The sequence below is a fragment of the Trueperaceae bacterium genome (assembly GCA_023954415.1).
GTDB lineage: Bacteria > Deinococcota > Deinococci > Deinococcales > Trueperaceae > JAAYYF01.
This window is the reverse complement of sequence record JAMLIB010000003.1, coordinates 1-25,448: the sequence shown is the minus strand read 5'-3', so window position 1 is coordinate 25,448 and position 25,448 is coordinate 1. Positions and strand designations below refer to the sequence as shown.

23 protein-coding genes are annotated in these 25,448 nt (G+C 67.5%); 9 read left to right on the top strand and 14 right to left on the bottom strand.

Annotated features, from left to right (window positions below):
- Positions 1-61 precede the first annotated feature (61 nt).
- Entirely contained in the window at positions 62-676 is a 615-nt protein-coding gene (locus M9914_04275; GenBank protein ID MCO5173386.1) for a hypothetical protein, read from the bottom strand.
- A 200-nt stretch (positions 677-876) separates the two neighbouring features.
- Between M9914_04275 and M9914_04270 the strand changes: the two genes are divergently transcribed.
- Positions 877-1,872, top strand: coding sequence for a DPP IV N-terminal domain-containing protein (locus M9914_04270; GenBank protein ID MCO5173385.1), 996 nt, complete (start codon positions 877-879; stop codon positions 1,870-1,872).
- A 138-nt stretch (positions 1,873-2,010) separates the two neighbouring features.
- On the opposite strand, the gene M9914_04265 is transcribed toward M9914_04270, so the two are convergent.
- Positions 2,011-2,499: an SRPBCC domain-containing protein gene (locus M9914_04265; protein ID MCO5173384.1), complete on the bottom strand. Its 489-nt coding sequence runs from the start codon at positions 2,497-2,499 to the stop codon at positions 2,011-2,013.
- A complete protein-coding gene (locus M9914_04260) occupies positions 2,496-2,837 on the bottom strand; it encodes a metalloregulator ArsR/SmtB family transcription factor (protein ID MCO5173383.1) in 342 nt (113 codons plus the stop codon). The genes M9914_04265 and M9914_04260 overlap by 4 nt, the downstream gene beginning before the upstream one ends.
- Before the next feature lie 244 nt (positions 2,838-3,081).
- On the opposite strand from M9914_04260, the gene M9914_04255 reads away from it, so the two are divergent.
- From M9914_04255 to M9914_04245, 3 genes are all read left to right on the top strand, one after another.
- Positions 3,082-3,537 carry an SHOCT domain-containing protein gene (locus tag M9914_04255; protein ID MCO5173382.1) on the top strand — a complete coding sequence of 152 codons (456 nt, stop codon included), beginning with the start codon at positions 3,082-3,084 and terminating at the stop codon, positions 3,535-3,537.
- A 116-nt stretch (positions 3,538-3,653) separates the two neighbouring features.
- Positions 3,654-4,334, top strand: a complete 681-nt coding sequence (locus tag M9914_04250) for a response regulator transcription factor (protein MCO5173381.1) — start codon at positions 3,654-3,656, stop codon at positions 4,332-4,334.
- Between the two features lie 128 nt (positions 4,335-4,462).
- Positions 4,463-5,590 (top strand): ATP-binding protein, encoded by a 1,128-nt coding sequence (locus tag M9914_04245; GenBank protein ID MCO5173380.1) that lies wholly within the window; start codon positions 4,463-4,465, stop codon positions 5,588-5,590.
- 40 nt (positions 5,591-5,630) lie between these two features.
- Here the strand turns inward: M9914_04245 and M9914_04240 are convergent, their stop codons facing one another.
- From M9914_04240 to M9914_04220, 5 genes are all read right to left on the bottom strand, one after another.
- On the bottom strand, positions 5,631-6,857 hold the full coding sequence (locus M9914_04240; GenBank protein MCO5173379.1) for a hypothetical protein: 1,227 nt from the start codon (positions 6,855-6,857) through the stop codon (positions 5,631-5,633).
- A gap of 120 nt (positions 6,858-6,977) precedes the next feature.
- Positions 6,978-7,769, bottom strand: coding sequence for an ABC transporter permease (locus M9914_04235; GenBank protein ID MCO5173378.1), 792 nt, complete (start codon positions 7,767-7,769; stop codon positions 6,978-6,980).
- A gap of 88 nt (positions 7,770-7,857) precedes the next feature.
- Positions 7,858-8,775 (bottom strand): ABC transporter permease, encoded by a 918-nt coding sequence (locus tag M9914_04230; protein MCO5173377.1) that lies wholly within the window; start codon positions 8,773-8,775, stop codon positions 7,858-7,860.
- A 97-nt stretch (positions 8,776-8,872) separates the two neighbouring features.
- Complete coding sequence (locus M9914_04225) at positions 8,873-10,366, bottom strand: ABC transporter substrate-binding protein (GenBank protein ID MCO5173376.1); 1,494 nt, start codon at positions 10,364-10,366, stop codon at positions 8,873-8,875.
- On the bottom strand, positions 10,366-11,379 hold the full coding sequence (locus M9914_04220) for a GntR family transcriptional regulator (GenBank protein MCO5173375.1): 1,014 nt from the start codon (positions 11,377-11,379) through the stop codon (positions 10,366-10,368). The genes M9914_04225 and M9914_04220 overlap by 1 nt, the downstream gene beginning before the upstream one ends.
- Positions 11,380-11,530: 151 nt before the next feature.
- Between M9914_04220 and M9914_04215 the strand changes: the two genes are divergently transcribed.
- Both M9914_04215 and M9914_04210 read left to right on the top strand, forming a co-directional pair.
- Positions 11,531-12,517: a dipeptidase gene (locus tag M9914_04215; protein ID MCO5173374.1), complete on the top strand. Its 987-nt coding sequence runs from the start codon at positions 11,531-11,533 to the stop codon at positions 12,515-12,517.
- A gap of 26 nt (positions 12,518-12,543) precedes the next feature.
- The gene (locus M9914_04210) at positions 12,544-13,593 is read left to right on the top strand and encodes a dipeptidase (GenBank protein ID MCO5173373.1); all 1,050 of its coding nucleotides are present in this window, start codon (positions 12,544-12,546) and stop codon (positions 13,591-13,593) included.
- A 52-nt stretch (positions 13,594-13,645) separates the two neighbouring features.
- Here M9914_04210 and M9914_04205 read toward each other — a convergent pair whose 3' ends face one another.
- Complete coding sequence (locus M9914_04205) at positions 13,646-15,232, bottom strand: amidase (protein MCO5173372.1); 1,587 nt, start codon at positions 15,230-15,232, stop codon at positions 13,646-13,648.
- A gap of 303 nt (positions 15,233-15,535) precedes the next feature.
- Here M9914_04205 and M9914_04200 point away from each other — a divergent pair, with 303 nt between their 5' ends.
- A complete protein-coding gene (locus M9914_04200) occupies positions 15,536-17,962 on the top strand; it encodes a prolyl oligopeptidase family serine peptidase (protein MCO5173371.1) in 2,427 nt (808 codons plus the stop codon).
- 41 nt (positions 17,963-18,003) lie between these two features.
- Here M9914_04200 and M9914_04195 read toward each other — a convergent pair whose 3' ends face one another.
- The 4 genes from M9914_04195 to M9914_04180 form a co-directional block, all read right to left on the bottom strand.
- The gene (locus M9914_04195; GenBank protein MCO5173370.1) at positions 18,004-19,137 is read right to left on the bottom strand and encodes a M20 family metallopeptidase; all 1,134 of its coding nucleotides are present in this window, start codon (positions 19,135-19,137) and stop codon (positions 18,004-18,006) included.
- A 46-nt stretch (positions 19,138-19,183) separates the two neighbouring features.
- Positions 19,184-20,128 carry an ABC transporter permease gene (locus M9914_04190; GenBank protein ID MCO5173369.1) on the bottom strand — a complete coding sequence of 315 codons (945 nt, stop codon included), beginning with the start codon at positions 20,126-20,128 and terminating at the stop codon, positions 19,184-19,186.
- Between the two features lie 88 nt (positions 20,129-20,216).
- Positions 20,217-21,887 carry an ABC transporter substrate-binding protein gene (locus tag M9914_04185; GenBank protein ID MCO5173368.1) on the bottom strand — a complete coding sequence of 557 codons (1,671 nt, stop codon included), beginning with the start codon at positions 21,885-21,887 and terminating at the stop codon, positions 20,217-20,219.
- Positions 21,888-22,030: 143 nt separating this feature from the next.
- Entirely contained in the window at positions 22,031-22,834 is an 804-nt protein-coding gene (locus tag M9914_04180; protein MCO5173367.1) for an ABC transporter permease, read from the bottom strand.
- On the opposite strand from M9914_04180, the gene M9914_04175 reads away from it, so the two are divergent.
- Positions 22,833-22,973, top strand: a complete 141-nt coding sequence (locus M9914_04175; GenBank protein MCO5173366.1) for a hypothetical protein — start codon at positions 22,833-22,835, stop codon at positions 22,971-22,973. The two genes, M9914_04180 and M9914_04175, sit on opposite strands and share 2 nt — an antisense overlap.
- On the opposite strand, the gene M9914_04170 is transcribed toward M9914_04175, so the two are convergent.
- Entirely contained in the window at positions 22,959-23,882 is a 924-nt protein-coding gene (locus tag M9914_04170; GenBank protein MCO5173365.1) for a hypothetical protein, read from the bottom strand. The genes M9914_04175 and M9914_04170 overlap by 15 nt on opposite strands.
- 146 nt (positions 23,883-24,028) lie before the next feature.
- Here M9914_04170 and M9914_04165 point away from each other — a divergent pair, with 146 nt between their 5' ends.
- Positions 24,029-25,228, top strand: a complete 1,200-nt coding sequence (locus M9914_04165; protein MCO5173364.1) for a citrate synthase family protein — start codon at positions 24,029-24,031, stop codon at positions 25,226-25,228.
- The last annotated feature ends 220 nt before the right edge of the window (positions 25,229-25,448 follow it).

The following is a 25,448-nucleotide window of genomic DNA, read 5'->3' as shown; positions in this document are numbered from 1 at the left end:
TCGGTTCGCTCTTGGGTCCGAGCGGCCTCCCCTCGACGTCTAGGGTAAGTGGTGCGGCGGCCTACTCCACGGCCTCCACCAACCCGACGTGCGCCAGGAACGGCTTGGCGTTCGGATCCGTGGGCTGGGCGCGGTACCGGCCGACCAGGCTCTCCAGCTCGCGCTTCAACTCCATGGCGGCGCCGTGTGTCAGCTCCAGGCGAACCCACGCGTTGGCGATGGGGGCGTCGGTGACGGGTGCCGTGGCGGGTTCGATATGGAAAGCCGGCAGTCCGCTCGTCCGGCGGTAACTGATGACCCAACCGTCCGCGTACTTCCGCCCCGCCGCCACGAGCGACCGCAGGAACCGGCGCCAGACCGGCTGGAAGTGAAGCTCGAGGGTCTCCATGTCCCCTGTTGGCAGGAGCTCGAGCGGCAGGCTGTACGCGTCGGCGCTCGACCGGTAGACGGCCGTGTGGTTACGTCCCCTGAGCTCGGTGCCGACCTTCTCGACCAGCCCGAGCCCTTCCATCCGCCTGACCCAGTAGTGCATGCGTTGCGGGCCGATCCCAAGGGCCGTGGCCGCCTCGGCGACGCTCGAGTCGTTGGCTAGGAAAGGGTCGAGGTGCCTGCCCCGCTTACGATCACCGATGAAGGCAGCCACCTGGGGGTCTACGATGCGCAGCACGAGGGCCACGCCCCGACCTTACCATTCAATCTCATGGGTGCGATTTTTGGCGTCGGCCTGTTAGCATGCCGACCGTTGCCGGTGGGTAACACGCCCGCGTTGGGGCGCTCCACTTCGGTAGAACCGCGACCGTCGGCACCCCCTTCGTCCGCCGATCATCGTCCACGGTAGCCGACCGGCCCAGCGCCGGTCGCGGATCGGAGCCTCGCATGAAGCCCTACAAGTCGATCGCGCTCGTCCTGAGCGCCCTACTGTTCCTGAGTGCTTGCGGCAGCGGCGGCGGACCCGACGGGCCTCCTCCGAGCGGTAACCCGTTCGCGGGGCGCCTGATCGCGCGAGGCACCGGCTACATGCACACCATGAACCTGAGCACCAACGGCGAGTGGAAGCAACAGATCACGCTCGCGACCGGTTACGACGTTCCCGCCCTGCACCTGGCCGGGAACGAGCTGTACGTGGCAGACCTGAACATGGCTGACCCCATGTTCGTGACCGTCTACGACCTGGCCACGTTCGAAACCAAGCACAGCTTCACTTGGCCGCTGACCGAGGACCTCCTGCGCGTCCATGGGCTCGCGGTCGCTCCAGGCGGCAGGTACTTGGCCAGCGTGCTGGAGGGCTTCGGTGGCACGTTCCTCGAGGTCCTCGATACGCAGACGGAGGAGTTCGTGTTCTCGGGGCTCGCAGACGCCGTCTCCAGCAACCTGCTCTGGACCGAGGAGTCGGAGCTGCTCTTCACCATGGAGTTCGGAGACCAGGCCACTGAGGACGTGTACGCGGGCGTGGTCGCAGTGCCCGTCGCGGAGTTTCAGGCGAGCGGGGACACGCTCCAGATCAAGGTGGTCGAGGCCTTCAACCAGGCGGAGTGGGGGCTGACCGGCACGTACGACCTAGCGCTCTCCGCCGATGAGACCCAGTTGGCGTACGTCCGCAACGGCGATATCTGGGTCAAGGACCTCACCACCACCGCCCCAGCGGTCCAGCTGACCACCGGCCCGACGGGCAACGCGGGCCCGGCCTTCTCGCCTGACGGCTCCCTCATCGCGTTCGCCGGCGTGCGGCGCTACGGCTTGAGCGACACCATGGTCTTGCCCAACGACGGGACCGGTCCGTACGTCGTGAACATCAACGACCACTCCATGACCCAGGCGTACGTGTTGGACAGGGCCAACCTCGTGGATGCCGTGATGGCCTGGCTGCCTTGAGCGTTGGGCCGCGATAGGTGGACGCGGCGCCGTAGCGCGAGCCGCCGCGACGATGCCCAACAGGGGTCCGACCCGACCCTATCAGCGGTGCCCCGACTTCCAACCGGTGGAGGCCGGGGCCCCGTCCTCTCGAGGCCCCTACTTGAGGGTCTCGAGCAACGCATCCAACGCCGCGTAGCTCTGGGCCATCCCCGCCTCGGCTCCGGCCGCGGCCATGCCGTCGCGCTCCTCCTGGTTGAAGAAGTAGGAGGTGGCCAAGATCTTCGTGGCGCGCCCGCCGTTCTCGTCGCTGAGCTCCACGGTGTCGATGCTGGGGTGACCAGGCATCCCGTCCCACTCGAACGTCTGCGAGATGAGCGTCTTCGGCTCGATCTCGCGGAAGCGGCCCTCGAAGCCGTCCGAGCCGCCCTCGTGATGCTCGACGAAGCGCCAGTGGCCACCCTTCCTGAACTCGAACTTCTCGATGTCTACCTGATTGCCGCGGCCCCACCACTGCGCCACCAGCTCGGGCTCGGAGTAGGCGCGCCACACGAGGTCGCGTGGGGCATCGAAGACGCGCTCCACGCGGATGGTGCGCTCGTCGATGGTCGTGGCCGTGTGCTTGTAGTTCGTTCCTTGCGCGGTCATGACTCCTCCTTCAGGCGGTCCAGCAACTTGGCGAGATGGTCGAAGCGCTCCTCGAGCGTTCGCCGGTAGCCCTCGAGCCACGCAGCCTCGCGCTCCAGCCGGCGCGGTCCGAGAGTGCAGACGCGCGCCCTGCCCTGCTTGCGGGTGCTGACGAGCCCGACGTCTTCCAGCACCCTGACGTGCTTCCTCGCTCCCGGGAGCGAGATGCCGGCCCGGTCGGCGAGTTGGGTGATGGTCGCGTCGGCACGACCCAGCCTCTCGAGGAACGCGATACGGGTCGGGTCCGCCAGGGCGGCGAACGTCTCGTGGATGGGGGCTTGGGGTTGATACTGAACCATCTGGTTCAGTATCCGGAGGGTGGCAGGGCTTGTCAAGGGGTCGCGGCCGGCCCGGCCTTAGCCCAGAACCGTGGGGGAGCGCTCCGCACTGACGTCACTGCGTCGACCGATACCACTTCTCCCAGACCGGCTCGTCCTTCACACGACGTTCACACGGCGAACCCCCGGCCTTCATGGCCCCCGCCCTAACCTCGCTCCAGACCAGGGGCCGAGCGGCCCGACTGGCGGAAGGAGTTGATCGTCGATGGCGTACGCATTCGGATTCGGCCACGGAGCCGGCTTGGGGTTCGGGCTGGGGTTCTTGAACCTCGTCGGCACCCTGCTGTTCTTCCTCTTCATCGTGTTCCTCATCAAGGCAGTGGTGCGCGGTGGCTGGCGCGGTGGGTGGCCCGGCAGGCGCTGGGAACGCGCCGAAGACGAGGCCTCTGGGTTCAGGTGGGGACCGTCGGACGCACGGTTCCGAGCGTCCGACGCGCACGGACCCGGGCATGACCAGGCTTGGCAGACGGCTCGCGAGCGCCTGGCCAACGGCGAGGTGACCCCGCAGGAGTTCGAGACCCTGAAGCGCGGCCTCGCGCACTACGGCGAGGGCCAGCCCCGGTTCGACAAGGCGCTGAACGTGGCGCGCATGCGCTTCGCGAAGGGCGAGATCGGCCTCGAAGACCTCGAGGCGATCAAGCGGGCACTGGCACAGGCCTAGCCGGCACGGGACCGGGTCGAGCATCTCGGCGTTGGCAGCTGGGATGCTCGACCCGCCGCGCCGCGCGGCCCGACACACCCTTGGGAGCCCCGTCGGGTGCGGCTAGAGTGGAGACGATGGCAACGGGCACGGTGCTCATCATCGAAGACGAGCGCAACCTGGTGGGCATCCTCACCGATTACCTCAAGGGCGAGGGCTACCGGGTCGAGAGCGCGTTCGACGGCGCGCGCGGGCTCGAGCTGTGGCGAGCCGCGCGCCCCGACCTGGTCCTCCTCGACCTGATGCTCCCCGGCGTGGACGGGCTCGAGGTCGCCCGGCGCATCCGCGGCGAGTCGTCCGTGCCCATCATCATGCTGACCGCTCGCGACGCGGAGGTCGACAAGCTCGTCGGCCTCGGCATCGGCGCGGACGACTACGTGGTCAAGCCGTACAGCCCGCGCGAGGTCGTGGCGCGCGTCAAGGCCGTGCTGCGTCGAGCGGCCGGCACCATGGCCGCCCCTGACCGGTTCACGGTAGGCGAGCTGAGTGTCGACCTCGGTGCCTACGCGGTCGAGTGCGACGGCGAGCGGATCGACCTCACGACCAGCGAGCTCCGCCTGCTGGCCGAGCTCGCGCGCGAGCCGGGCCGCGTGAAGCGCAGGACGGAGCTGCTCGCGAGCATGGGAGCCGGGGAGAGCTTCGCCGACGAGCGCGCCGTCGACGCGCACGTGAAGAACCTCCGTCGCAAGCTCGGAGCGTGCGGCGAGATGGTCGAGACCGTCAGGGGCGTCGGCTACCGCCTGCGAGATCGGCGGTGAGACGTCATCGCCCACCCGGCCCCCCGTGGGACGAGTGGCACGCCGGAACCGGCTGGGGCCGACGCCACCCCGGGCAGCGGTGGCCGAGGCACCACCCAGGCTGGCGAGCGCACCGACGTCACTGGGGCTTGCGCCGCCGCCTCACCGTGACGTTCGCGTTCGTGGCGCTCGCCGCGGTGGCGCTCACCGCCTGGCTCACCCTCGGGGCCGTGCTCAACGCGCAACGCGACCTGTTCGCGCAGACACCGGCAAGCGAGCCGGCTCTCCAAGACTGGTCCGCCACCGACCACACCGTCGGTGGCGGCTCTCCTGGTACGGCCCGCAACGCTTTCCGCACGGTGACCCGCACCGCCATGCTGGCCGGCTTCCTGGCCTTCCTGCTGGCCACGACCGTGGCGGGGCTCGTCACGCGCCGCCTCACCCGACCGTTGGTAGCGCTCGAACGGGGCGCGCGGCGCCTCGCCGCCGGCGAGCGCGGGCTGAGGCTCGACCTCCCTCCCGACCGAGACGAGCTCCGCAGCCTCACCGGAGCGTTCAACGCCCTCGTCGGCGGGCTGGAGCGGCAGGAGGAGTGGCGGCGCGGCATGGTCGCGGACATAGCCCACGACCTTCGCACCCCGCTCGCCGTGCTCCGCAGCGAGCTCGAGGCCATGCAGGATCGCGTGCGCCCCCTCGACGACGCGGGGCTCGCGCGCCTACACCGTGAGGTCATGCTGCTCTCCCGCCTCGTCGACGACCTCCGGACCCTCTCGACCGCGGAGAGCGGCCACCTGGAGCTGACGCCGCGAACGGTAAAGGTGGCGGACTACCTGCGCACGCTGCTGGACAGCCTCGCCGGTCGCGCCGCCGAAGCCGGCGCCACCCTAGACTTGGACCCCATACCGGAGGGCCTGAGCGCCACCTTCGACCCGGACCGCATCGCTCGCGTGCTGGGCAACCTGCTCGAGAACGCGCTCCGCTACGCGACGCCCGGGACCGTCACCGTGAGCGCCGAGCGGGAAGGCGACCGCTTGCGCATCGCCGTGCGCGACCACGGTCCAGGACTGCCTCCCGGCGACGAGGAGCGCGTACTGGAGCGCTTCTACCGCGGCGACCCCTCGCGTACCCGCCACGAAGCGGGTTCCGGGCTCGGCCTCGCCATCGCCAAAGCCATCGCCGAGAGCCACGGCGGCCGCCTCGAGGCCGCCAACCACCCTCAAGGCGGGGCCGTGTTCACCGTCGTCCTGCCGCTGGGCGCGGGGGCAGGGGCGGCATAGCGGGGCCCGACCGACCTTGGTCATACGACCGACGACCCAGCTACACGACCTCTGCCAACGCCGTGGCCAGCCTAGCGAACTCCTCCACCCCGACGTAAGCCTGCACGGATAGGCGCAAGTGCAACTGTCCGTCGGGCGAGGTCATCGCCACCTCGACCCCCTTCTCGCGCAGACGGCCGCCCAGCTCCCCCGCCTCCGCGTCTCCCCCGGCCCGGCCGAGCGGCACCGCTCGCATGGGCAGGCCGTTGCCGGGCGGCAGCCGCCATCCGAGGGCGTCGTGCAGCCGCGCCAGGCCGAGCTCTAGCACTGCCGTGTTGCGCTCCCGGAGCTGCCTGAACGTCATGCCGAGGTGGTCGGCGGGGAAGGCGAGCGCCGCGGGGAGCGCCAGGTAGGCCGTTGGGTCCTGCGTCCCCAAGTAGCTGAACGAGCCCGGGAAACCGCGCGCCGCTCCGGCGCTGGCCACGAGCGGCCGCACGCGCTCGCGCCAGGCCGGCGCCACGACGAGCGCGGCAGCGGTGCGCGCGGCGAACGCCCATTTGTGCAGGTTGCCGAGCCAGAAGGCGGCGCCCTTAGGCACCGGCGCGTCGATCAGGCCGGGGGCGTGCGCGCCGTCGATGAGGACGGGAACCTGGTCACCCAGCTCGGCACATACCGCCTCCACCGGCAACCTCAGGGCGGAGGCCGAAGTGATCTGGTCCAGGACCACTAGCGCCGTGCGCTCGTTCAGCGCACCCTTGAGCGTGGTGACGAGCGCGGCGGCGAACTCGGCCTCGCTCAGGCCGTCCGAAAGGCCTGGCCCCAACACGTCCGCCAGCCAGCTACGGTTCGGCAGCGCGACGCAGCGGGGCACCACGCCACGCTCGGCGCGCGCGCGCTCGATGGCGGCCTTCACCCACGGGTAGGTGTGGTCCGTGTAGACGATCTCGGCGAGCGGCTCGAGCGGCAAGCTGCTCAGCACGACCTGCACCGCCTCCGTAGCGTTCTGCAGGAGCACGAGGCCGTCCGGGTCGGTGGCGAGGAACTCGGCCACGCGCCGTCGCACCCCGTCGATGGCCGGCGCCAGCTCGGCTCGGTAGAACCGCTCCGGGCTGCGCTCTATGGCCTCGGCAGCGCGGCGTTGGGCCTCCAGCACGGGTCTTGGCACGGCGCCGTACGAGCCGTGGTTGAGGTGGGCCACTTCCGGATCGAGTAGCCACAGGTCCGGCCTGATGGGCTGCATGAGGGTGGCGTTCGTGACGGGTCGGTCGCCCAGCGGGCTCGGTGACATGGCGGACGGTACCGCGCGGTAGGGGCGTGCGTAAGGCCTCTGGCGCGGCACCACCACCTCACGGACCAGCAGGCGAACCGGTACACCAGCCAGCGGATCGACTGTTGCCCGGCGGCTACCTCAGCCCCGGACCTGCGGATCGAGCAGGTCCCGCAGGACGTCACCGAGCGAGTTGAAGGCCAACACGAGGACGACGATCATCAGCCCCGGGAACGCCGAAATCCACCAGGCATCGAGCAAGTAGGTGCGCCCGTCGGCGACGATGGAACCCCAGGAAGGTGTCGGCGGCGGCACACCAAGGCCCAGGAACGAGAGCGAGGACTCGATGAGTATGATCCTCGAGAGCTCGAACGTCGTGAAGACGATGATGGGAGAGATGGCGTTCGGACCCACATGTTTGAAGAGCGTGGCGAGGCTCCTGGAACCCAGCGCGTACGACGCCTCGACGAACTCCCTGCCACGAAGCGCCAGGGCAGAACCTCGTATCAGCCTCGCGTACCTCGGCCAGGCCGATACCGCGAGCGCGGACACCAGGACCGGCAGGCTGGCGCCAAGCACGCCTACGATCGCGATCATCAAGAGCATCAGGGGGAAGGCCAGCTGGATGTCCATCAGTCGCGAGATGACCTCGTCGAACCAACCCCCGTAGAAGCCTGCGAGCAGGCCGAGCGTCACACCGAGGAGGGCGCCGAGAGCCACGCTGGCCGCCGTCGTCAACAGCGAGATCCGAGCGCCACGAAGCGTGCGCGAGAGCAGGTCCCGACCCAGGTTGTCCGCGCCGATCGGGTTCGCCCAGCTCCCGCCCTCCACCCAAGCGGGTGGTTGGAACCTGTTCCTGAGCGTCTGTTTGTAGGGGTCGCCGGGGAGCATGAAGTTCGGCAGGCACGCCATGACGAGGAACAGCACGACCACGCCGGCCGATATCACCCCTTTGGGATTGCGCAGGAGCTTCGCGAGCTTGCTTCTGCGTCGCCTCGTTAGCGAGGGGCTCGAAGGCGGGCTACCCATACTTGATCCTCGGGTCGACCGCGATGTAGATGATGTCAACTAGCAAGTTGATGAACACGAAGATGGAGGCGCTCATCACCACCACGACCTGCACGATGGGGTAGTCGCGGCTGTAGATGCCGTCGAGAGCCAGGCGAGCGATCCCGGGCCAGCTGAAGATGGTCTCCGTGACCACGGCCCCGCTGAAGAGGGTCCCCACCTGCAGGCCGATCAGCGTGATGATCGGGATCAACGCGTTCTTGAGCACGTGCTTGAGGAGCAGCCGTGCTTCGCCGATCCCCTTCGCACGGCCGGTCCGTATGAAGTCCTGGCCCGCCACCTCCAAGCAGGCCGACCGGGTCATGCGCGCCAGCAGCGCTATCAGGAAGCTGCTCAGCACGGCCACCGGCATGACGAGCTGCTGCCAGCTCCCCCGCCCGCCCGTCGGCAGCCATCCCAGCTCGACCGAGAACAGGAGCATGAGCATGAGGCCGAGGTAGAACCCTGGGACGGCTTGGGCGAGCGCAGCCAGGCCCATCAGGAGCGCGTCGAGCACGCTCCCCCTCGACGCCGCGGCGACCACGCCGAACGGGATGCCGAGCAGGACCGCGACCGCGGTCGCGATGCCGACGAGCTCCAGGGTCGCCGGGAAGCGGGCCTTGAACAGGTCGAATGCCGGGAGGCTGAAGCGCATCGAGTTCCCGAAGTCGCCCTTGACGATCGACTCCAAGTAACGCAGGTACTGTACCCATAGTGGCTGGTCGAGGCCGAGCGTCGAACGCAGCTTGGCGATGGCCTCGGGCGTTGCGTTGAGGGGCAGCAGCAGGGTCACCGGGTCACCCGTGAGGCGCACCAGGAAGAACGCCAAGGTCGCCACGCCGACCAGCACCACCAAGGTGTTCACTGCCCTGCGGATGAGGTAGACGCTCACTCGATCATTTTCTGATGACGCTTCGGGAACTGGTCAACTAATTGAACGCCGGGGGCCTGACCGACCTGCGGTCAGGCCCCCGGCGAACGGCGTTCGTTCAGTCGAGGGTCACGCCGGCTAGGTCGATGCCCTGGTCGGGTCTCGGGACCCAACCGCCGACGCGGTCGGACACCCCGTAGAGGTCGTCGGGCGCGAACAGGTAGGCGTACGGCGGGTCGTCGTAGCCGAGCTGACCGATCTGCTTGAGGAGGTCAAGACGCTTGGCGGGATCCATCTCGGTGGCCGCTGCGTTCACGAGGGCATCGTAGTCCGGGTTGCTGTAGTAGGCGTAGCGCTCGCCAGTGATGTTGATGTTGTACTGGTAGATCGCGTCCGGAGCGGTGGCGTACCCGACGAAGGCCATCGGCGTCAGCTGCAGTGTCGTGAGCTGGCTCAGGAACTCGCCGCCCTCCAGGACGATCTGGTTGGTCTTGATACCGACTTCCTCGAGCATCCCCGCCACGGCCTCGGACGTCTCCCGGTCGCCGGCGTAACGCCCGAACGGGTACTTGAAGTCGAGCGTGAGGCCGTTCGGGTAGCCCGCGGCGGCCAGGAGTTCACGCGCGCGCTCCGGGTCGTACGGGTAGGCGGACAGGGCGTCGTTGAAGCCGTTGTAGTCGGGGGTAACCATCTGCCCCTGCAGCACCGTGCCCCGCCCCGCGAACAGGACGTCGAGCAAGGCTTCCTTGTCGATCGCGTAGTTGATGGCCTGCCGCAAACGGACGTCCTTGAGCACGCTGCCTTCTCGCGAATCGAGGATCAGGTACATCGTCCTGGCGCCGTGAACGGTGACGGCGGCCACGCCGTTCGAGGCGGCGAGCCGGTCGTAAAGCCCGTGAGGCATGTTCGTGGCGATCTGCACCTCACCGGCCTGCAGGGCGGCGAGCCGAGCGCCGTCCTCCTGGATCGGCCGGAACTCGACCTCCGCGATCTCCGGAGCCCCTCCCCAGTAGTCCGCGTTGCTGCCGAGGACGACGCGCTCGCCCGGGACGCGCTCTTGAAGCACGTACGGGCCGGTGCCGATGGGCGCTACGTTGAACTGCTCCGCCCCTACTTCCTGGAAGTAGGCGGGCGGCACCATGTACGACGCCCTGGAAAGGGAGATGTCGAGGAGCGGGTCGGGCTTCGAAGTGACTACGTCGATGGTGTACTCGTCGACAACATCGACCCTCTCCACCAACGACAGGGAGCCGGACATCGCAGGCTCGGAGGCGGCGAGGGTGAGGCTGAACGCCGCAGCCTCGGCGTTGAAAGGCTCGCCGTTCGTGAAGGTGACGCCTTGGCGGAGACTGACCCGCATGGTCAGATCGTCGAGTCGCTCCCAGCTCGTGGCCAGGAGCGGGACGACGGCCCCGGCCTCGTAGCTGTAGTCCATGAGGGTCTCGACGATCTGCGTGGAAGCGTTGAGGTTGACTTGCGCCGTCGTCTTCATGGGGTTGAGCCAGACGATGTCCTGGCCCTGGGCTATGACGAGCCGCTGAGCACCCGCGGTGCCGATGAGCACCACGGCCGCGGCAAGCGCGAGGATGACGAGCTTCATTCGGTTCAACATCAACTTACCTCCACATTCCGAATCGATGACGTTTCCTTGGCCGCACTGCCGGGAGCAAGGTCGGTCAGGCCTTGACGAAGATCGGGCTCACCGAGGGTCGCGACGATGCGCTCGATGGCGTCGGCGCGCGGGTAGTACTCCAGTTGGACGACCTTCTTGCCAACCTCACCCGCCGGCCCGATGAGCATGCTGCAGCCGAGGGTGTGGACGACGATGTCGACGCGCTCGAAGCACGCCAACAAGGACTCCCTGTCGAGCTCTGTCGCGATTACGATCCGCTCGTCGGGCACGTAGTAACGCACCAACCCCACGGCAGAGTTGCGGTACTCCGGTTCGGCGACCACTAGGACCGTCTCGTCCGACGAGAGGCTCGCGAGCTTCGCGGAAGTCCCGATCGTGATCTCCGTGAGCAGGACGGAGACCGGCACGCTGAACCCAGCGGAGCGCAGGGTCGCCTCGACGGTCTGCTTGAAGCTCAGAAGGCAGATGAGCCGCACCGCCGAGTTCAGGATCGCCAACTGCTCGGGGGCCGGGTGGGACAGCTCCGCGACGGTGTAGGAGTGAACGCTGTAGCCGGCCGGTCCGACGGCGGCCTCGACGATGCCGTGGTACTTGTCTACGACCGGTCGAGCACCGGCGACGAAGATCACGTTACGCGACGCCTCCAACTGCGTGAGCTTCCTGTCGGCTATGGCCCGGATCTGACGGATGCTCAGACCCATGCCGACGACGGTGTCGATGGCCCTGTCGACGATGCCGCGCGCCACGGCCTTGGCTCTCTCTTGGGCCGCGCCGTCCACGTTCGTGATGTCGGCGACGACCGTGGCCGATCCGGTCTTAGAGCGCAGCAACCCCTCGGCGCGGAGCAGCGAGAAGGCTCGACCGACCGTGGCGGGGGTCACCTCGAGGAGCGCCGCCAACTGCCGAACCGATAGAAGCGCCTCACCCCCCTGTAGACGGTTCGTCGCGATAGCGTGCCGAATGGCATCGGATATCTGACGGACGGGCGGCACCTGGCTCTCGCGATCCACGAATAACTGCGTCCAGAACTCGTTCAACGCACCTCATTGCTCCAATGCCTACCGATGCGCTAGAGTGTACTAAGCAGGTGAGACGGTGTCAACTTTGTCGAGGGCCGACCCTCGGAAGCAGTCGGAGGTTCCCATGTCTCAGCTACCCTTCATCGCCATCGACAACTGCGCTTGGGAGTTCGATGGCTACAACGACAAGCTCGAAGCGTCCGGCCTGACGGTCCTGCAGCTCACCGTCGCCTCGGCCACCGAGGACGCGGCCGCCGCCAGCCGGCAGATCCAGGCGGCGAAGGAGATCGTGGCCGCCGATCCGAAGAAGCTCTGCGTCGTCGGCACAGTCGATGAGATCCGCACCGCCCACGAGGAAGGGCGGGTAGGGATCGTCTTCCACTTCCAGAACGCGCTACCCATCGGGCGAGATCTATCGCTCGTCGGCCGCTTCCACGAGCTCGGCGTGCGGGTGGTCCAGATCACGTACAACGAGGTGAACGACGTCGGCTGCGGGTGCCTGGTCGCCGACGACACGGGTCTGACGGCCTTCGGCCGGGAGCTGATCGCGGAGCTGAACCGCACGGGCATCCTCGTAGACCTCACGCACGTCGGCGCTAGGACGAGCATGGAGGCTATGGAAGCGAGTCGTGCCCCCGTCACGTTCTCCCATTCCAACGCGCGGGCGCTGGCCGACAACCCTCGCAACATCAGCGACGAACAGATCGAGGCCTGCGCCGCGCTCGGGGGCGTGATAGGCGCCTGCGGCTGGGGGCCCATCAGTTGGACCGGCTCCGACGAGCCGCCGTCCATCGAGACCGTCGCGGATCACGTGAGCTACATCGCCGACCTCGTCGGACCCAAGCACGTCGGAATCGCCACCGACGGGCCGATCAGCCACAACATGGCCAACATCCTCGCCCACTTCCAGGAGATCAACGCCGCCTACGGCAGCGTGACGGGCGCCTTCGTCGACAAGTTCGGGCCGAACATCAAGCACCGCTATCCCATGCCGATCAGCGCTTTCCCGAAGCTGGCGGAAGCGCTGCGCCGGCGAGGCTGGAGCGAGCCGGATGTGGCCGGGGCCCTGGGCGGGAACATGCTGGACCTGTATACGCGAACCTGGAAGTAAACCCCACCGTCATCAGGAGGTCAACGATGCAGGGAACCCGCTACGACAGCTACCCACCCAACCCGCTCGCCAAGGGCGTACACCGCAAGGTCCAGCTAGACCAGCTCTTCATCGACTCCTGCGTACAGATCTGGGAAGACGCCGACCTGGGTTCGCTGCACGAGTACGGGGTGGCGGCCTGGTGCGTCACGGCGTTCGATCCGCGCGATGACGCCGGCCGCGCGTTCGACGCCATGGCCACGTGGCAAAGCGCGGCGAGGCGGCACAACACCATCGCCCTGGCGCTCCAGGCGCAGGACATCGTGGACGCCAAGGCGGACGGGCGGACGACCCTGGTGCTCACAGCCCAAGGGGGCGACTTCCTGGCGGCCAACCTCGACCGCCTGCCCCTGTTCCATACGCTCGGGCTGCGGATGATGCTGCCGACCTACAACAACCGCAACGCCATCGCGGACGGTTGCCTGGAGCCGGCCAACTCCGGGCTGACCAGGTTCGGCCGCGACTGGGTCAGGGAGTGCAACCGTCTAGGGATCGTCATCGACCTCACGCACGTAGGGGAGCGGAGCTCGCTGGACATCATCGAGGCGAGCGAGAAGCCCGTGGTCTTCTCCCATTCCAACCCGCGCTCGCTCGTAGAAAACCCCCGCAACATCACGGACGAGCAGATCAAGGGCGCCGCCAGGACGGGCGGCCTCGTCGCCCCGACCAACTGGGGGCCACTCAACTACGAGCCGGGCTCACGAACTCGCCCGACGGTGGAGCGGTACCTGGACGCCATCGACTACCTGGTCGACCTGATCGGGATCGATCACGTCGGCATCGGCACGGACATGAGCATCGGCACTTACCCCGACGGCGAGCACGTGCGCGGGAAGGCGCTAGGCGGCACCGAGTACGGCGACGCGATCGAGAGCTCTCCCCGCTCGAAGCTGCGGCAGGTCAAGGGGTTCGACGACTACGGCGACCTGCCGGCGCTCGTCGCCGCGTTGGGCGGCCGCGGCTACGACGGCGAGGCGGTCGGGAAGATCCTCGGCGGGAACTGGCTGCGCGTCTTCAGTACCGTCTGGGGCGGCTGAGCTCGGCGCGGGCGCGCTTGCGGACCGCCATCCGGCGGCAGCCTTCCGTGGTTCAGACCGCCGTCCCTGACCACACCTCCGCGGAGGGCAACAACCTGGGCGCCCGGCGCGCCCTGCTCGCCTGCTCGAACGCGTACGCGTAGCGCAGCACCCGCGCATCTCGCCACGCCGTGCTGAATATGGACAGCCCCCAGGGCAGCCCGTGCACCATCCCGGCAGGCACGGTCGCGTGCGGGTAACCGGCCACGGCGGCCGGGCCGGCCGAAGAGCTGCCGGGCCACCTGGCGTCGCCGTGCACATGATCGATGAGCGTCGCCGGGCCGGTCGTCGGGCAGACGAGCGCGTCGAGCCCGTGCTCGTCCAGCAGGGCGTCTATGCCCTCCTCGCGGCACATGCGCCGGCTACTTGCGAGCGCCTCCAGGTAGGCGGCCTCGCTGAGCGGCCCCTTGGCCTCTGCGGCCAGCAGTAGCTCCTGGCCGAAGATGGGCATCGAACGTTCGGCGTTGGCCAGGTTGAACTCGATGAGCTCGGCCAGGTCGCGCGGCTGCCCGCGGTCGGGCAAGCCGCCGAGGTAGGCGTTCAGGTCGTGCTTGAACTCGTAGAGGAGCACCTCGTTCTCGGCAGTCCGCCACTCCCCGGCCCGCGGCATGGCGAGGCCGTCCACGACCTCGGCGCCCTGCTCCCGCAGCACGTCGAGCAACGCCTCGAACTGGCGCTCCACCTCGGGGTGGCCGACGACGAGGTTCCTCACCACCCCCAGCCGCGCGCCCCGCAGACCGTCGCGCCCAAGCACCTCGGTCGGATCGATCAGTGCGCCCGGCGGGATCTCGGCGGTGGCGGGATCCCGCGGGTCCGGCCCCTGCATGGCGGCCAGCAGCAGCACGGCGTCCGCGACCGTGCGCGTCATGGGGCCGGCGGTGTCCTGGCTGTGGGCGATGGGGATGATGCCCGCACGGGAGACCAGCCCGACGGTGGGCTTGAAGCCCACCACCCCGTTCGCCGAGGCGGGGCTGACGATGGAGCCGTCCGTCTCCGTGCCGACCGCGGCGGCGCAGAGGCTGGCGGCCGCGGCGGCGCCCGAACCGCTCGATGAGCCGCTCGGGTTGCGGTCCAAGGCGTACGGGTTGCGGCACTGACCACCACGGCCGCTCCAACCGGAGGTGGAGCGGCTGGACCGGAAGTTGGCCCACTCCGACATGTTCGCCTTGCCGAGCAGCACGGCGCCCGCCGCACGCAGCCGCGCGGCCACGCCGCTGTCCTGCTGTGGGGTCGAGTCCGCGAGGGCGAGGGAGCCGGCGGCCGTGCGAGTGCGATCGGCGGTGTCGATGTTGTCCTTGAGCAGGATGGGCACGCCGTGCAGCGGCCCGCGCGGCCCTTTGGCGCGCCGCTCGGCATCGAGCTCGCGAGCGATGCTCGCGGCGTCCGGGTTGATCTCGATGACCGAGCCGAGGCGGGGGCCGCTCTGGTCGAGGGCTCGGATGCGCTCTACATAGGCTCGAACCGCCGCCTCGGAGGTGAGGCTGCCGGCGGTCAGCGCTGCGCCGAGGTCGGCGATCGAGCGCTCGAAGACTTCGGTGCCGAGCTCGGGGGCAGCGCCCTCGCTGCCTGATGCGCCACTGCGGTTCGAGGAGCTGTCCATGAGGACCTAGTCTACGTTCGCAGCCTGCGTAATACAGGCTGGCTAACCATGACAGTGGTTCAGGCCGTTCGGCCCGCACTCCCGTGCCTGGTAGTAAGGCTGAGAACCCGGGGAAGCGCGGTGTCGATCCTCAGTTCTGGCGCCTGCGTTTCGCTACCGATCCCGCCACGGGTCCGGCAGGGCTTGCCGCCCCGCCCCTCCGTGCGACGTCCTCGGTGGCGCCGGTCGCGACGGTCACGTGCAGGGCGGCGGTCAGGTATCGTGCCTCCGAGGGTGTTGCCGCCTTCCCCAGGGAGCCTTCGTATGACCTCGCATGACGCCATCCCGGCCGCGGCGATTCCAGAAGAGGGCCGAAGCTACCGCCTTCCTCCTGCCGCCGTCGCCCAACTCGTCACCGCGCCGCAGCCGCGGGCCGGGTTCGCCAGCCCGGACGGCAGGCTCGTGCTCACCGCCGAACTCGAAGACCTGTTCGACCTCGCGTACCTGGCTCAGCCGACCGTCTCGGTAGCAGGTATGCGGATCTTCGCTCACGACAACAGTCAGGTGAAGACCCGCTTTTACCGCCGGCCTCAGGTCGTGGACGTGCTCACCGGGAAGACCGTCACGCTGCGCCTCGACGAGCGCGCGCGGCTCGGGCTGCCGATCTGGGCGCACGACGGCAGCAAGGTCGCCTTCCCGCGCTATGCCGCGAGCGGAGTCGAGCTTTGGGTGGCCGACACCGGCACAGGGGAGGTGCGCGACCTGACCGGCCCGGTCGTCAACGCGACCTTGAGCCCCGGCTACCGCCAGACGGAGCATGTGCTGAACGCCTCTTGGACGCCTGACTCGAAGGGGGTGCTTGTGCACGTCATCCCCGAGGGCCGGGGGCCAGCACCCCAGCGGGCTACCGTCCCGACCGGTCCGATCGAGATGGTCACCGTTGGCCGCTTCTCCAGGGAGCATCGGTGGGAGGACCTCAACACCTCGCCGTACGACGAGCAGCTATTCGAGCACTACTGTAGTTCGCAGCTCGTCGAGATAGACGTCCTCTCCGGTGAGCGGCGCCCCCTGGGCCCACCGGGCCTTTACTGCGAACCGCCCGCCGTCTCCCCGGATGGCCGCTACGTCCTCGTCCACCGCGTGACACGCCCCTACTCCTACTGGGTGCCTTACAGGGGGTTCGGCACTTCGATCGAGGTCTGGCACAGGGACGGCTCGCTAGCGCACGTGGTCGCCGATCGCCTGCCAACGGACACAGCGCCCGACAGCCTGAAGAACGCGCCCCGGCCGCGCCTGGTTCAGTGGCAGGCTCACGAAGACGCGACCTTGGTCTGGGCCGAGGCTGCCGAGAAGGGCGCCGCCATGACGGCTGAAGGTACGCAGTACCGTGACAGGGTCCTCTCGCTGACCGCACCGTTCGATGGGCCGCCCACAGTGCTGATGCGCCTGGGGCAGACTGCCCAGGAGATCAGGTGGCTCGCCGATCCTCGCTTCGCACTCGTGTACGAGTTCGACAGCGAGAACGAGTGGATAGACGTCCTACTCGTCGACCTCCCCCGAGGGGCCCCGTCCAAGGTCTTCAGCTACAGCCAGGTCGACCGTTACGGTCATCCCGGAACGCCGGTCACCACCCTGACCAGCAGGGGTGAGCTCGTCGTTCGTCAAGACGAAGGTTGGCTTTACCTCACCGGCCCCGGAGGTTCTGACGAAGGCGACCGCCCCTTCCTGGACCGTTTCAACCCGGACACGCTCGAGCGCGAGAGGCTGTTCCAATCGAGCCCCGACCATCACGACCAGCCCATCGGCATGCCGTCACCGCACGCTCACGAGCTCGTCATCAGCCGCGAGAGCCCCGACGAGCCGCCAGACTATTACGTGGTCGGCGGGGCAGGCCCGCTGCCCCGCCGGTTGACCCAGTCACCGGCTCCAGCACCGCGGCTCCGGACGATCAGCAGGCAGATGGTCCGATACCTCCGCGGTGACGGGGTCCGGCTCTCTGGCATCCTCTACCTGCCCGAGGGGTTCCAGCCCGGCGCGCGACTGCCCCTGGTGATCTGGGCCTATCCGACCGATTACGTGCAGGCAGAGATCGCCTCTCAGGTGCGCATCGCCCCGCGCAGCTTCAACTTCTTCCCGAGCCTGCCGCGCCGCGCGGCGGCGCCACAGCTGTTCGCGACTCAGGGCTACGCCGTCCTCGACATGGCCGAGATGCCGGTCGTGGGCAACAGTAGGACGCGCAACGACACGTACCTCGAGCAGCTCGTCGCTTCCGCGGCGGCCGCGATCGGGCACCTAGATGAACGGGGGATCGTAGATCCAGGGCGCGTCGGGATGATCGGCCATAGCTACGGTGGGTTCTCGACCGCCAACCTGCTGGCCCATTGCGACCTGTTCGCTGCCGGGATCGCGCATAGTTGCGCATACAACAGGACCTTGAGCCCATGGGGTTTCCAGCGTGAGCGTCGCAGCCTCTGGGAGGCACCCGACACGTACGTTGGGGTGTCCCCGCTCTTCCACGCCGACAAGATCACCGCTCCGCTGCTCATGGTCCACGGCCAATCGGACGACAGCCAGACTAGCAAGCCGACCCAATCGCTCGCCATGTTCCACGCGCTGCGCGGCCTTGGGAAGACGTCCAAGCTGATCCTGCTGCCGTATGAGAACCACTACCTCCACGCATACGAGTCGGTCCTGCACGTCGCTGCGGAGGAACTCGAGTGGTTCGATCGGTACGTGAAGGGTCGGGAGTAGCGGAGATCGGCCGGCCAGGCGGAACGAACCTCGCAGTCAGCTCACAAGGACGTGATGAACCGCGTTGCGACCGCCGCTCGAGCCGGTAGCTCGTCGATGAGGATGTGCTCGTCCACGCTGTGCGCGCCGAACCCGACCGCGCCCATGCTGTCGATCGAAGGGCAACCGACTGCAGACGTGAGGTTCGCATCGCCGGCGCCTCCACCTAGCTCACCTCTAGCATCGATGCCAAACTCGGAGGCCACCTCGCGCAGCCGCCCGAGCAACCGCTTACTGGCCTCCGTCTCCTCGAGAGGTGGGCGATGGAAGCCGCCCGAGACCGAGATCTCGGCACCTGCCAAGTGCGGTTCGAGGCTCCTGAGAACCTGCTCGATGCGTCCCATCTCCCCGGTGGTGACCGCACGCACACTGAGCACCATCTCGGCCCAGTCCGGGATGATGTTCGGCCTGTCACCCCCCGCGATAGTGCCGACGTTGATGGTGGTTCCGGTGCCGAAATCCGTCAATCCCTGAACCTTGGTGACCTGGTGGGCCAGCTCCTCTATGGCGTTGACACCCTCCCTCAGACCGCTGGCCGCATGCGCAGACTTACCCTTCGCCCGCACCGTGAAGCGGCCCGACGCCTTACGGCTGGTGGTGAAGGCGTTAAGGTCGCGGGTACCTTCGAAGGCCAGCGAGCAGAAGCTCTTGCGGGCCTCCTTCTCGATCAGCTCGCGCGAGTAGAGGCTCTGCATCTCCTCGTCGGAGTTGAAGATCAGGGTCAGGGGCTTGGGCAGCGGAAGCTGGAGGTCGTTGATGGCCTCCAGGACGGCGAGCATGATGATCAAGCCCGACTTCATGTCTGCGGCTCCGGGCCCGAAGGCGCGGTTGCCGTCCACACGGAACGGGCGCTCCTCGAGGGTCCCCACCTTCCATACCGTGTCCGTATGCCCGATCATCAGGACCGGATCGCCCATGGCCGGGTCCCCGAACCTGCCTATCACGTTGTGACCGCGTTCGGTCTGCGTGTCGACCTCCACGCTGGCCCCCAGTGAGCGCAGCCTCTCCTTGACATGCTCTCCCATGGCGTTCACGCGCTGCGGCTCGAGGGTCGGCGACTCGATCTCGACCATCTGCCGCAGACCGTCGATGAGAGCGCCCTTGCGCTCCTGGAAGTAGCTCAGGATCCTGCTCATCTGGTGACTCTCCTTCGGGGCACGCCGAACGGGAGGTCCGTACGGCCTACACGTACTCGATACGTGGATCGATGAACACGTAGAGGATGTCGACGACCAGGTTCACGATCACGTTGACCCCGGCCACGAAGACGAGCATCCCTTGGATGACGGGGTAGTCGCGCCTCTGCACGGCCTCGATCATCATGCGTCCGAGGCCGGGAAGGCCGAACACGCTCTCGACCACGATGGAGCCGCTGAGCAGTACGGTGACCGCCACGCCGACGACGGTGACGATCGAGACCAGGGCGTTGCGCAGAGCGTGGCGGAAGATCACCGACCGCTGTCTGAGCCCTTTGGCCTTGGCGGTGCGCACGAAGTCGAGCCCGAGCACCTCGAGCATGGTCGTGCGGGTCATGCGAGTGATGATCGCGGCCTGGCTCAAGCCGAGCGCGAGGGCCGGCAGCATCAGGGAGTGGACGGTTCCGAGCAGTCCTTGTGAGAGTGGGACGTACCCCGCGACAGGGAAGAGCCTCAGGGTCACCGAGAAGAGCAGGATCAGGTTGATGCCGAGCCAGAAGCTAGGCATCGCGGCCGCGAACAGCGAGACCACGAGAACGGCCTGGTCGAGCACGGTGTTGCGATAGATGGCGCTGGCGGCGCCCGCGACCACACCATTGAGGAGGGCGACCACGAGGCTCATGGCGGTGAGCATCAGCGTAGGCTCGAGCCGCGAGACGATGCTCGGCAGGACCTGACGTCCGGTGTATAGCGAGGTTCCCAGGTTGCCCGTGATGGCGTTACCCACCCACGTGAAGAACTGGGTTCCCAGCGGCCGGTCGAGGCCGAGACGCTCGCGCATCTGCTGCAGGACCTCTTCGGACGCGTCGTCGCCGACAAGAGTCGCAGCTGGGTCGCCCGGCGCGAGATGCACGAGGCTGAACCCGACGAGGCCGACCACGGCAAGGACCGGTAGCAGCGCCACGAGGCGACGTAGCAAGTACACGCTCATCTGATCTCAGCAGCTCTCCACGTGGAACCCCGGTAGCGGCGGAAGACGTGCCCGCTCCCCGTGCGGGGGAGCGGGCACGCTCGGCGTGTCAGTCGTTCAGCCAGGTGTTGATGAAGTCGACGTAGGCCCAGGCCTGGAAGGCCCCACTGTAGGCAGCGCGCTCCAGGCTCAGCGATCCGAAGGTCTCGAACTTCACTGCAGGCATGTAGTCATACATGTGCGCGTGCAACTCCTCCCAGAGGGCGTAGCGCTTATCGAAGTCCTGCTCGAGCCTCATCGCCTCCAGGATGCGGGTCTTCTCTTCGGTGACCCACCAGCCCGGATTGCTGTCTGAGAGGTTGGTCAGCGCCGCAGGGTCGGCACGCCACCCGAGCCCCTGGGCGTAGACCTCGTACGCCGTCTCGTCGTTGCGCATGGTGCGGAGCGTGGCCGCATCCATCGGCACCAACTGGATGTTGAAGCCGACCGCTTCGAGCATCGGCACGGCTACCTGGGCCGAGGTGTAGTAGGACGCCACGGACGGGTCGACCAACCATCTGATCGGCTCGCCGTTGTATCCGGCCTCGGCCAGCAGGGCCCTCGCGTACTCGGGGTCGTAGCCGAGGTATACCTCCTCGCCCACGGGGGTGTACCAAGGATCGTCCCGCGGCGCCAACGAGGAGTTGGCCTCGGTGAACTCGGGCGGTCCGGCAGCCGCCACGATCTGGCGCACGTCGATCGCGTAGTTGAACGCCAGGCGTAGCCGCTGGTCAGTCATCGGACCTTGGCGTTTGTTGAACTGCGCGGTGGCGAAGCTGCCCATCGCGATACGGGGCCTGATGTCAGGACGGTTGGCGTACAGCGAGTACATGTCGTTGGTGGCGTTGTGCGCCTTGTCGAACTGCCCCGTCTCGACACCGGCCATGCGAACGATGGCGTCGGGGACCGTCTGGATGATGATCTCGTCTAGGTACGCGACTCTGCCACCCGCGAAACCGGAGGGGGGCTCGACGCGTCCTACGTAGTCGTCGAAGCGCACCAAGCGCACGTAGTCGCCTTCTCGGACGTCGGCCACGTAGTAGGGTCCGGTGGCGATCGGCGTGTCGATGGTCCCGTCGCCCACCGCCTCGATCTGTGAGCGAGGGTAGATGTACGCCCCGCTGGTCTGGGGCACGGTGAGCTGGTAGATGATGAAGGGGTATGGCTCGGTGAGCACCATCTCCACGGTGTACTGGTCCACGACGTTGAGCTCGCTGATGTAGCGCGCGGCCTGGCTGCCCAACGTTCCGCCGAACCAGCGCTGCAGCGACGCGACCACGTCGGCGGCACCGAGGATCTCACCGTTGTGGAACGGAACCCCCTGACGCAAGGAGAAGGTGTAGACGGTGCCGTCATCGCTGACGGTGTAGCTGTCCACCAGATCGGGTCGGCTGGTCCCGGTGGCGTCGAGCGCGAACAGGCCCTCGGCGAAATGGATGTTCAGCGTCACGGTGGTAGCCGCCGCGCTCTTGTGAGCGTCGAGCGACGCCAAGGTCTCATTATGCGCGTAGGTGAAGACCCCGCCGAAGCGCGGCGTTCCGACGTTCGGGATGCGTGGGTCTTCCGGATGAACGCCGACGGCAGCGGCGTAGTCGATGAGTCGCTGCGGCGGCTGCGCGAGAGCCCAAGTACAGGCCAGCGCGCAGACCGCGATCAGGAGCCTGAGGCGGAAGAGGACGGCCCGGCCCGGCAACCCGCTGGCCGTCGTGCGTAGTGTGGGTGGGCTAGATGCTGCTTTCATCGCTTTCCCTTCGTTCCCGCGAATCGCTAGCTGGGGTGGTCGTTACCGCGTGGTGTCGATCCGTCGTGGTTGAGGCCATCGGCGCTTCTTCTGGTTCCCGCATATCGGCTCGGCCGCCCGGAACCGCCGTCTCACGCCTCACATCAGCCCCCACCTCCTCCCGTGCCGCGGACCAGTCGCGGGTCGAGGAGGTCACGCAAGCCGTCTCCCATCAGGTTCAGGCCCAGCACGGTGAGCATGATCGCCACGCCGGGGTAGAACGCGATCCATGGGGACAGGATCATGTAAGCCCGGCCCTCGCTGAGGATGTTGCCCCACGTCGGGACCTCCGGTGGCGCGCCCACTCCCAGGAAGCTCAACGCGGCCTCGGATAAGACCGCGTACGCGAAGACGAACGTCAGCTGCACGTTGATCGAACCCAGTGCGTTCGGGGCGATGTGGCGAAACACGAGGCGGCGGTCGAGGCCGCCCAAGGCACGGGCCGCCTCGACGTAGCTGAGACCTCGGACCTGCAAGGTCGTGGCTCTGGCGATGCGGGCGACCCGTGGGACGTACACGACGCTGAGCGCGATGACGAGGTTGACCGAGTTGGGGCCGAGCACGCCGATGAGGGCGATCGCCAGGAGCAGCGTTGGGATCGCCATCAGGCCATCCATGAACCGCATCAGGACGCCGTCGATGCGCCGATAGAAACCCGAGATGAGGCCCAGCGCCGTGCCGATAACACCGGTGATCACCACTACGACGGCGGCTATGGACAACGACGTGCGCCCCCCGTACACGACGCGGCTGAAGACGTCCCTGCCTAGGTTGTCGGTGCCTAGCAGATGGCTTCTGGAGGGAGCCTGCAGCCTCTCGGCCGGCACGATCTGCTGCGGTGGATGTGTAGCGATGAAGGGTGCGAAGACCGAGACAAGCACGATCACAGAGAAGATGACCAGCCCCATGACAGCCGTTCTGCTCCTGGCGAACTGCCTCAGCAAGGCGCTGACGGCGGAACGGGAGCGCGCCGTCCTCGCTTGGGGAACGCCCAACTCGGCTGGGGGCATGGCCATCTCTCCTCCTACCTACTCACACGTGAAGTGAGCCGGCGTCCATCACCACGCGGCCGTCGACGGAGATGGTGGGGTGCTGGACGATGAAGTCGTAGTGGCACTTGGCCTTGATGGTCCCACCCAAGGTGTTGCTGGTCCCTATGCCGAAGTGGCAGGTGGTGGCGACCCCCTCGTCCTCCAGCATGCGACCCGTAAGACGGCAGTGCGGGTTCATGCCGATGCCGATCTCGGCGAGGTTGTAGACGTTCGGATCTTCCAGCGCCTGCCAGGAACCCCGTACGCGGTCGGCCGCCCAGCCGCCGGAGATGTCGACCACCTTGCCGCCTCGCACGATCAAGGTCACGGGCTCCGTCAACACCCCGATGCCAAGGTAGGGGATGCTCGCGTCACAGACGATGATGCCGTCGCCCGTGACGGGTGATACGGGCGACTCGATGTCGGGTATCGGGTGGAACGTCCCCGGCCGGACCACGCCGGTCTTGGCATGGGGGGTACCGAACCGGCCCTCGATGTTCAACGTGATGTCGGTGCCCGCCTCACTCGTCACCCGCACGCTGGAGCCCTCGTCCCAGATCGCCGCCATGCGCAGGACGGTCGGTTCGATGGCGCGGAAGTCGGCCTCGATGCCACCGCCTACGAGCATCTCCGGCACCCACTGCGTCAGGGCTGCCACACGCCCGCCCGAGGCGCAGACCGCCTTCACCGCCTCGGTGTGGGTGAGGGACACTTGCACGGCGAGGAACACGACGTCAGCCGTAACCATCGCCCGTGCGACCTCCGGGGGCGGTTCGCCGGAGTCGGTCTTGGCGCGCTCGGTGCCCAACACCGTGACCTCGGCACCGACCTCCTGAAGGGCTGCTTCAAGGGCCGCAGCGATGCTCTCGTCCGTCGCCGAATCGATGATCACCAACGCCCTCTCGCCCGCTTCTACGCCTGCCACCTCGTTAGCCAGGCGACGAGCACCGAACATCAAGTTTGTCGCGTGCATGTTGGCTTGCATGTTGCGAGAGGATTGCACCGGCCCAGAAGTGCTGTCAATCTTGATTGATGATCAAGTGATCCATGCGTTTTCTGGTACCCTGTGCCATGAACGACGACAGCCTGAGCGCAGACGAGGCGGCCGAGCTCCTCGGTGTCAGCAAGGCCACGCTCTACTCGTACGTCAGCCGCGGCATGCTGCACTCCAGAGCGGTCTCGCCACGCAGCCGCGCGCGCGTGTACCACAAGGGGGAGTTGTTGGCGTTCAAGCATAGGACCAGCTTTCGCAAAGACCCCGATCGGGCCGCGACCGAGGTCATCGAGTTCGGCACGCCGATCCTGACCACGGCGATATCCCAGATCACCGAGACGGAGCATTCGTACCGGGGGATCAGCTCACGCGAGCTGTCGCGCAACTTCTGCTTCGAGCAGGTCGCTCAGTTCCTGTGGACAGGCGACCGGCAAGGCGACCAGCTGCCCCCACCCCGGGAGCAGTGGCTGGGAGACATCGACCTCACGCTCGTCGATCGGTTGGACGAGAGCATGACACCGATCGAGCGCATGCAGACCATCCTCCCCGTCCTCGAGCACCGGAACCTACGGGCCTACGGTACGACGGCAGCACTGTTGACACCGAGTGCCATCGAGTTGATGCTCTACCTCGTCTATCTGAGCACTGGGCGCACGTACCACGGTAGCGTCAGCTCGACCCTCGCTAGCGCATGGGAAGCCGATCGGAAACGACTGGAGACCCTGCTGATCGTGGTCGCCGACCATGAACTGAACATCGCCACGTTCACCGCGCGCTGTGCCGCCAGCGCGGGCGCGACCCTCTATCAATCGTTGATGGCCGGTCTGGCTTCCTTACAGGGGTACCGCCACCTCTTCGGCCAGGTGTCGGAGGCCAAGGCCTTCTTCAACGAGGTGATAGCCACGGGTGACCCGGAGACCGTGATCCGGCGCTACCTGCGCCGCAGCGGCAACATCCCCGGCGTACACAACCCGTACCGCCGCCTTTACGCCGGGCCAGATCCGCGGGTGCTGACGCTGATGGACAACCTCTCCGGGACGAAGCACTACCCTCTTCTCCAGGAAACGTCCAGGCTGATAGAGCTAGCCTCGCACGAGCACCCGCGCGTGGACTTCGCGCTAGCGGTGTCGGAGCCGATACTAGGTCTACCCCAAGACGCGATCCACGGGTTGGTCGCGATAGGTCGAACCGCCGGCATCATCGCGCATGTGATGGAGCAGTACACGTCTGACCGGGTGATACGGCCGAGGGCCAGGTACGTCGGAGCGACGGAGTAGACCACCCTGCGCCCGGGAACGCGAAGAGCGGCGCCGGTAGAGAGGGGGAGCTCGGCGCGAGCGGCGGGGTCGCGCTCGGCATGGTTCGATCAGGCTCGACGCCCGACCACAGGAGGACCAGCATGCCCGAACCCGGTGAGCGTAAGGTCCAGCGCGTAGGCATGGTGATCGGCCTGCGCGACGAAGCCGTCGACGAGTACAGGCGCCTGCACGCCGACGA

Excerpts from the sequence above, each read along its gene's own strand:
- M9914_04190 (MCO5173369.1), bottom strand. The coding sequence starts at position 20,128 with ATGAGCGTGTACTTGCTACGTCGCCTCGTGGCGCTGCTACCGGTCCTT.
- M9914_04195 (MCO5173370.1), bottom strand. The coding sequence starts at position 19,137 with ATGAGCAGGATCCTGAGCTACTTCCAGGAGCGCAAGGGCGCTCTCATC.
- M9914_04255 (MCO5173382.1), top strand. The coding sequence starts at position 3,082 with ATGGCGTACGCATTCGGATTCGGCCACGGAGCCGGCTTGGGGTTCGGG.
- M9914_04240 (MCO5173379.1), bottom strand. The coding sequence starts at position 6,857 with ATGTCACCGAGCCCGCTGGGCGACCGACCCGTCACGAACGCCACCCTC.
- M9914_04205 (MCO5173372.1), bottom strand. The coding sequence starts at position 15,232 with ATGGACAGCTCCTCGAACCGCAGTGGCGCATCAGGCAGCGAGGGCGCT.
- M9914_04270 (MCO5173385.1), top strand. The coding sequence starts at position 877 with ATGAAGCCCTACAAGTCGATCGCGCTCGTCCTGAGCGCCCTACTGTTC.
- M9914_04185 (MCO5173368.1), bottom strand. The coding sequence starts at position 21,887 with ATGAAAGCAGCATCTAGCCCACCCACACTACGCACGACGGCCAGCGGG.
- M9914_04225 (MCO5173376.1), bottom strand. The coding sequence starts at position 10,366 with ATGTTGAACCGAATGAAGCTCGTCATCCTCGCGCTTGCCGCGGCCGTG.
- M9914_04210 (MCO5173373.1), top strand. The coding sequence starts at position 12,544 with ATGCAGGGAACCCGCTACGACAGCTACCCACCCAACCCGCTCGCCAAG.
- M9914_04175 (MCO5173366.1), top strand. The coding sequence starts at position 22,833 with ATGACAGCCGTTCTGCTCCTGGCGAACTGCCTCAGCAAGGCGCTGACG.
- M9914_04215 (MCO5173374.1), top strand. The coding sequence starts at position 11,531 with ATGTCTCAGCTACCCTTCATCGCCATCGACAACTGCGCTTGGGAGTTC.
- M9914_04250 (MCO5173381.1), top strand. The coding sequence starts at position 3,654 with ATGGCAACGGGCACGGTGCTCATCATCGAAGACGAGCGCAACCTGGTG.
- M9914_04265 (MCO5173384.1), bottom strand. The coding sequence starts at position 2,499 with ATGACCGCGCAAGGAACGAACTACAAGCACACGGCCACGACCATCGAC.
- M9914_04165 (MCO5173364.1), top strand. The coding sequence starts at position 24,029 with ATGAACGACGACAGCCTGAGCGCAGACGAGGCGGCCGAGCTCCTCGGT.
- M9914_04180 (MCO5173367.1), bottom strand. The coding sequence starts at position 22,834 with ATGGGGCTGGTCATCTTCTCTGTGATCGTGCTTGTCTCGGTCTTCGCA.
- M9914_04200 (MCO5173371.1), top strand. The coding sequence starts at position 15,536 with ATGACCTCGCATGACGCCATCCCGGCCGCGGCGATTCCAGAAGAGGGC.
- M9914_04260 (MCO5173383.1), bottom strand. The coding sequence starts at position 2,837 with ATGGTTCAGTATCAACCCCAAGCCCCCATCCACGAGACGTTCGCCGCC.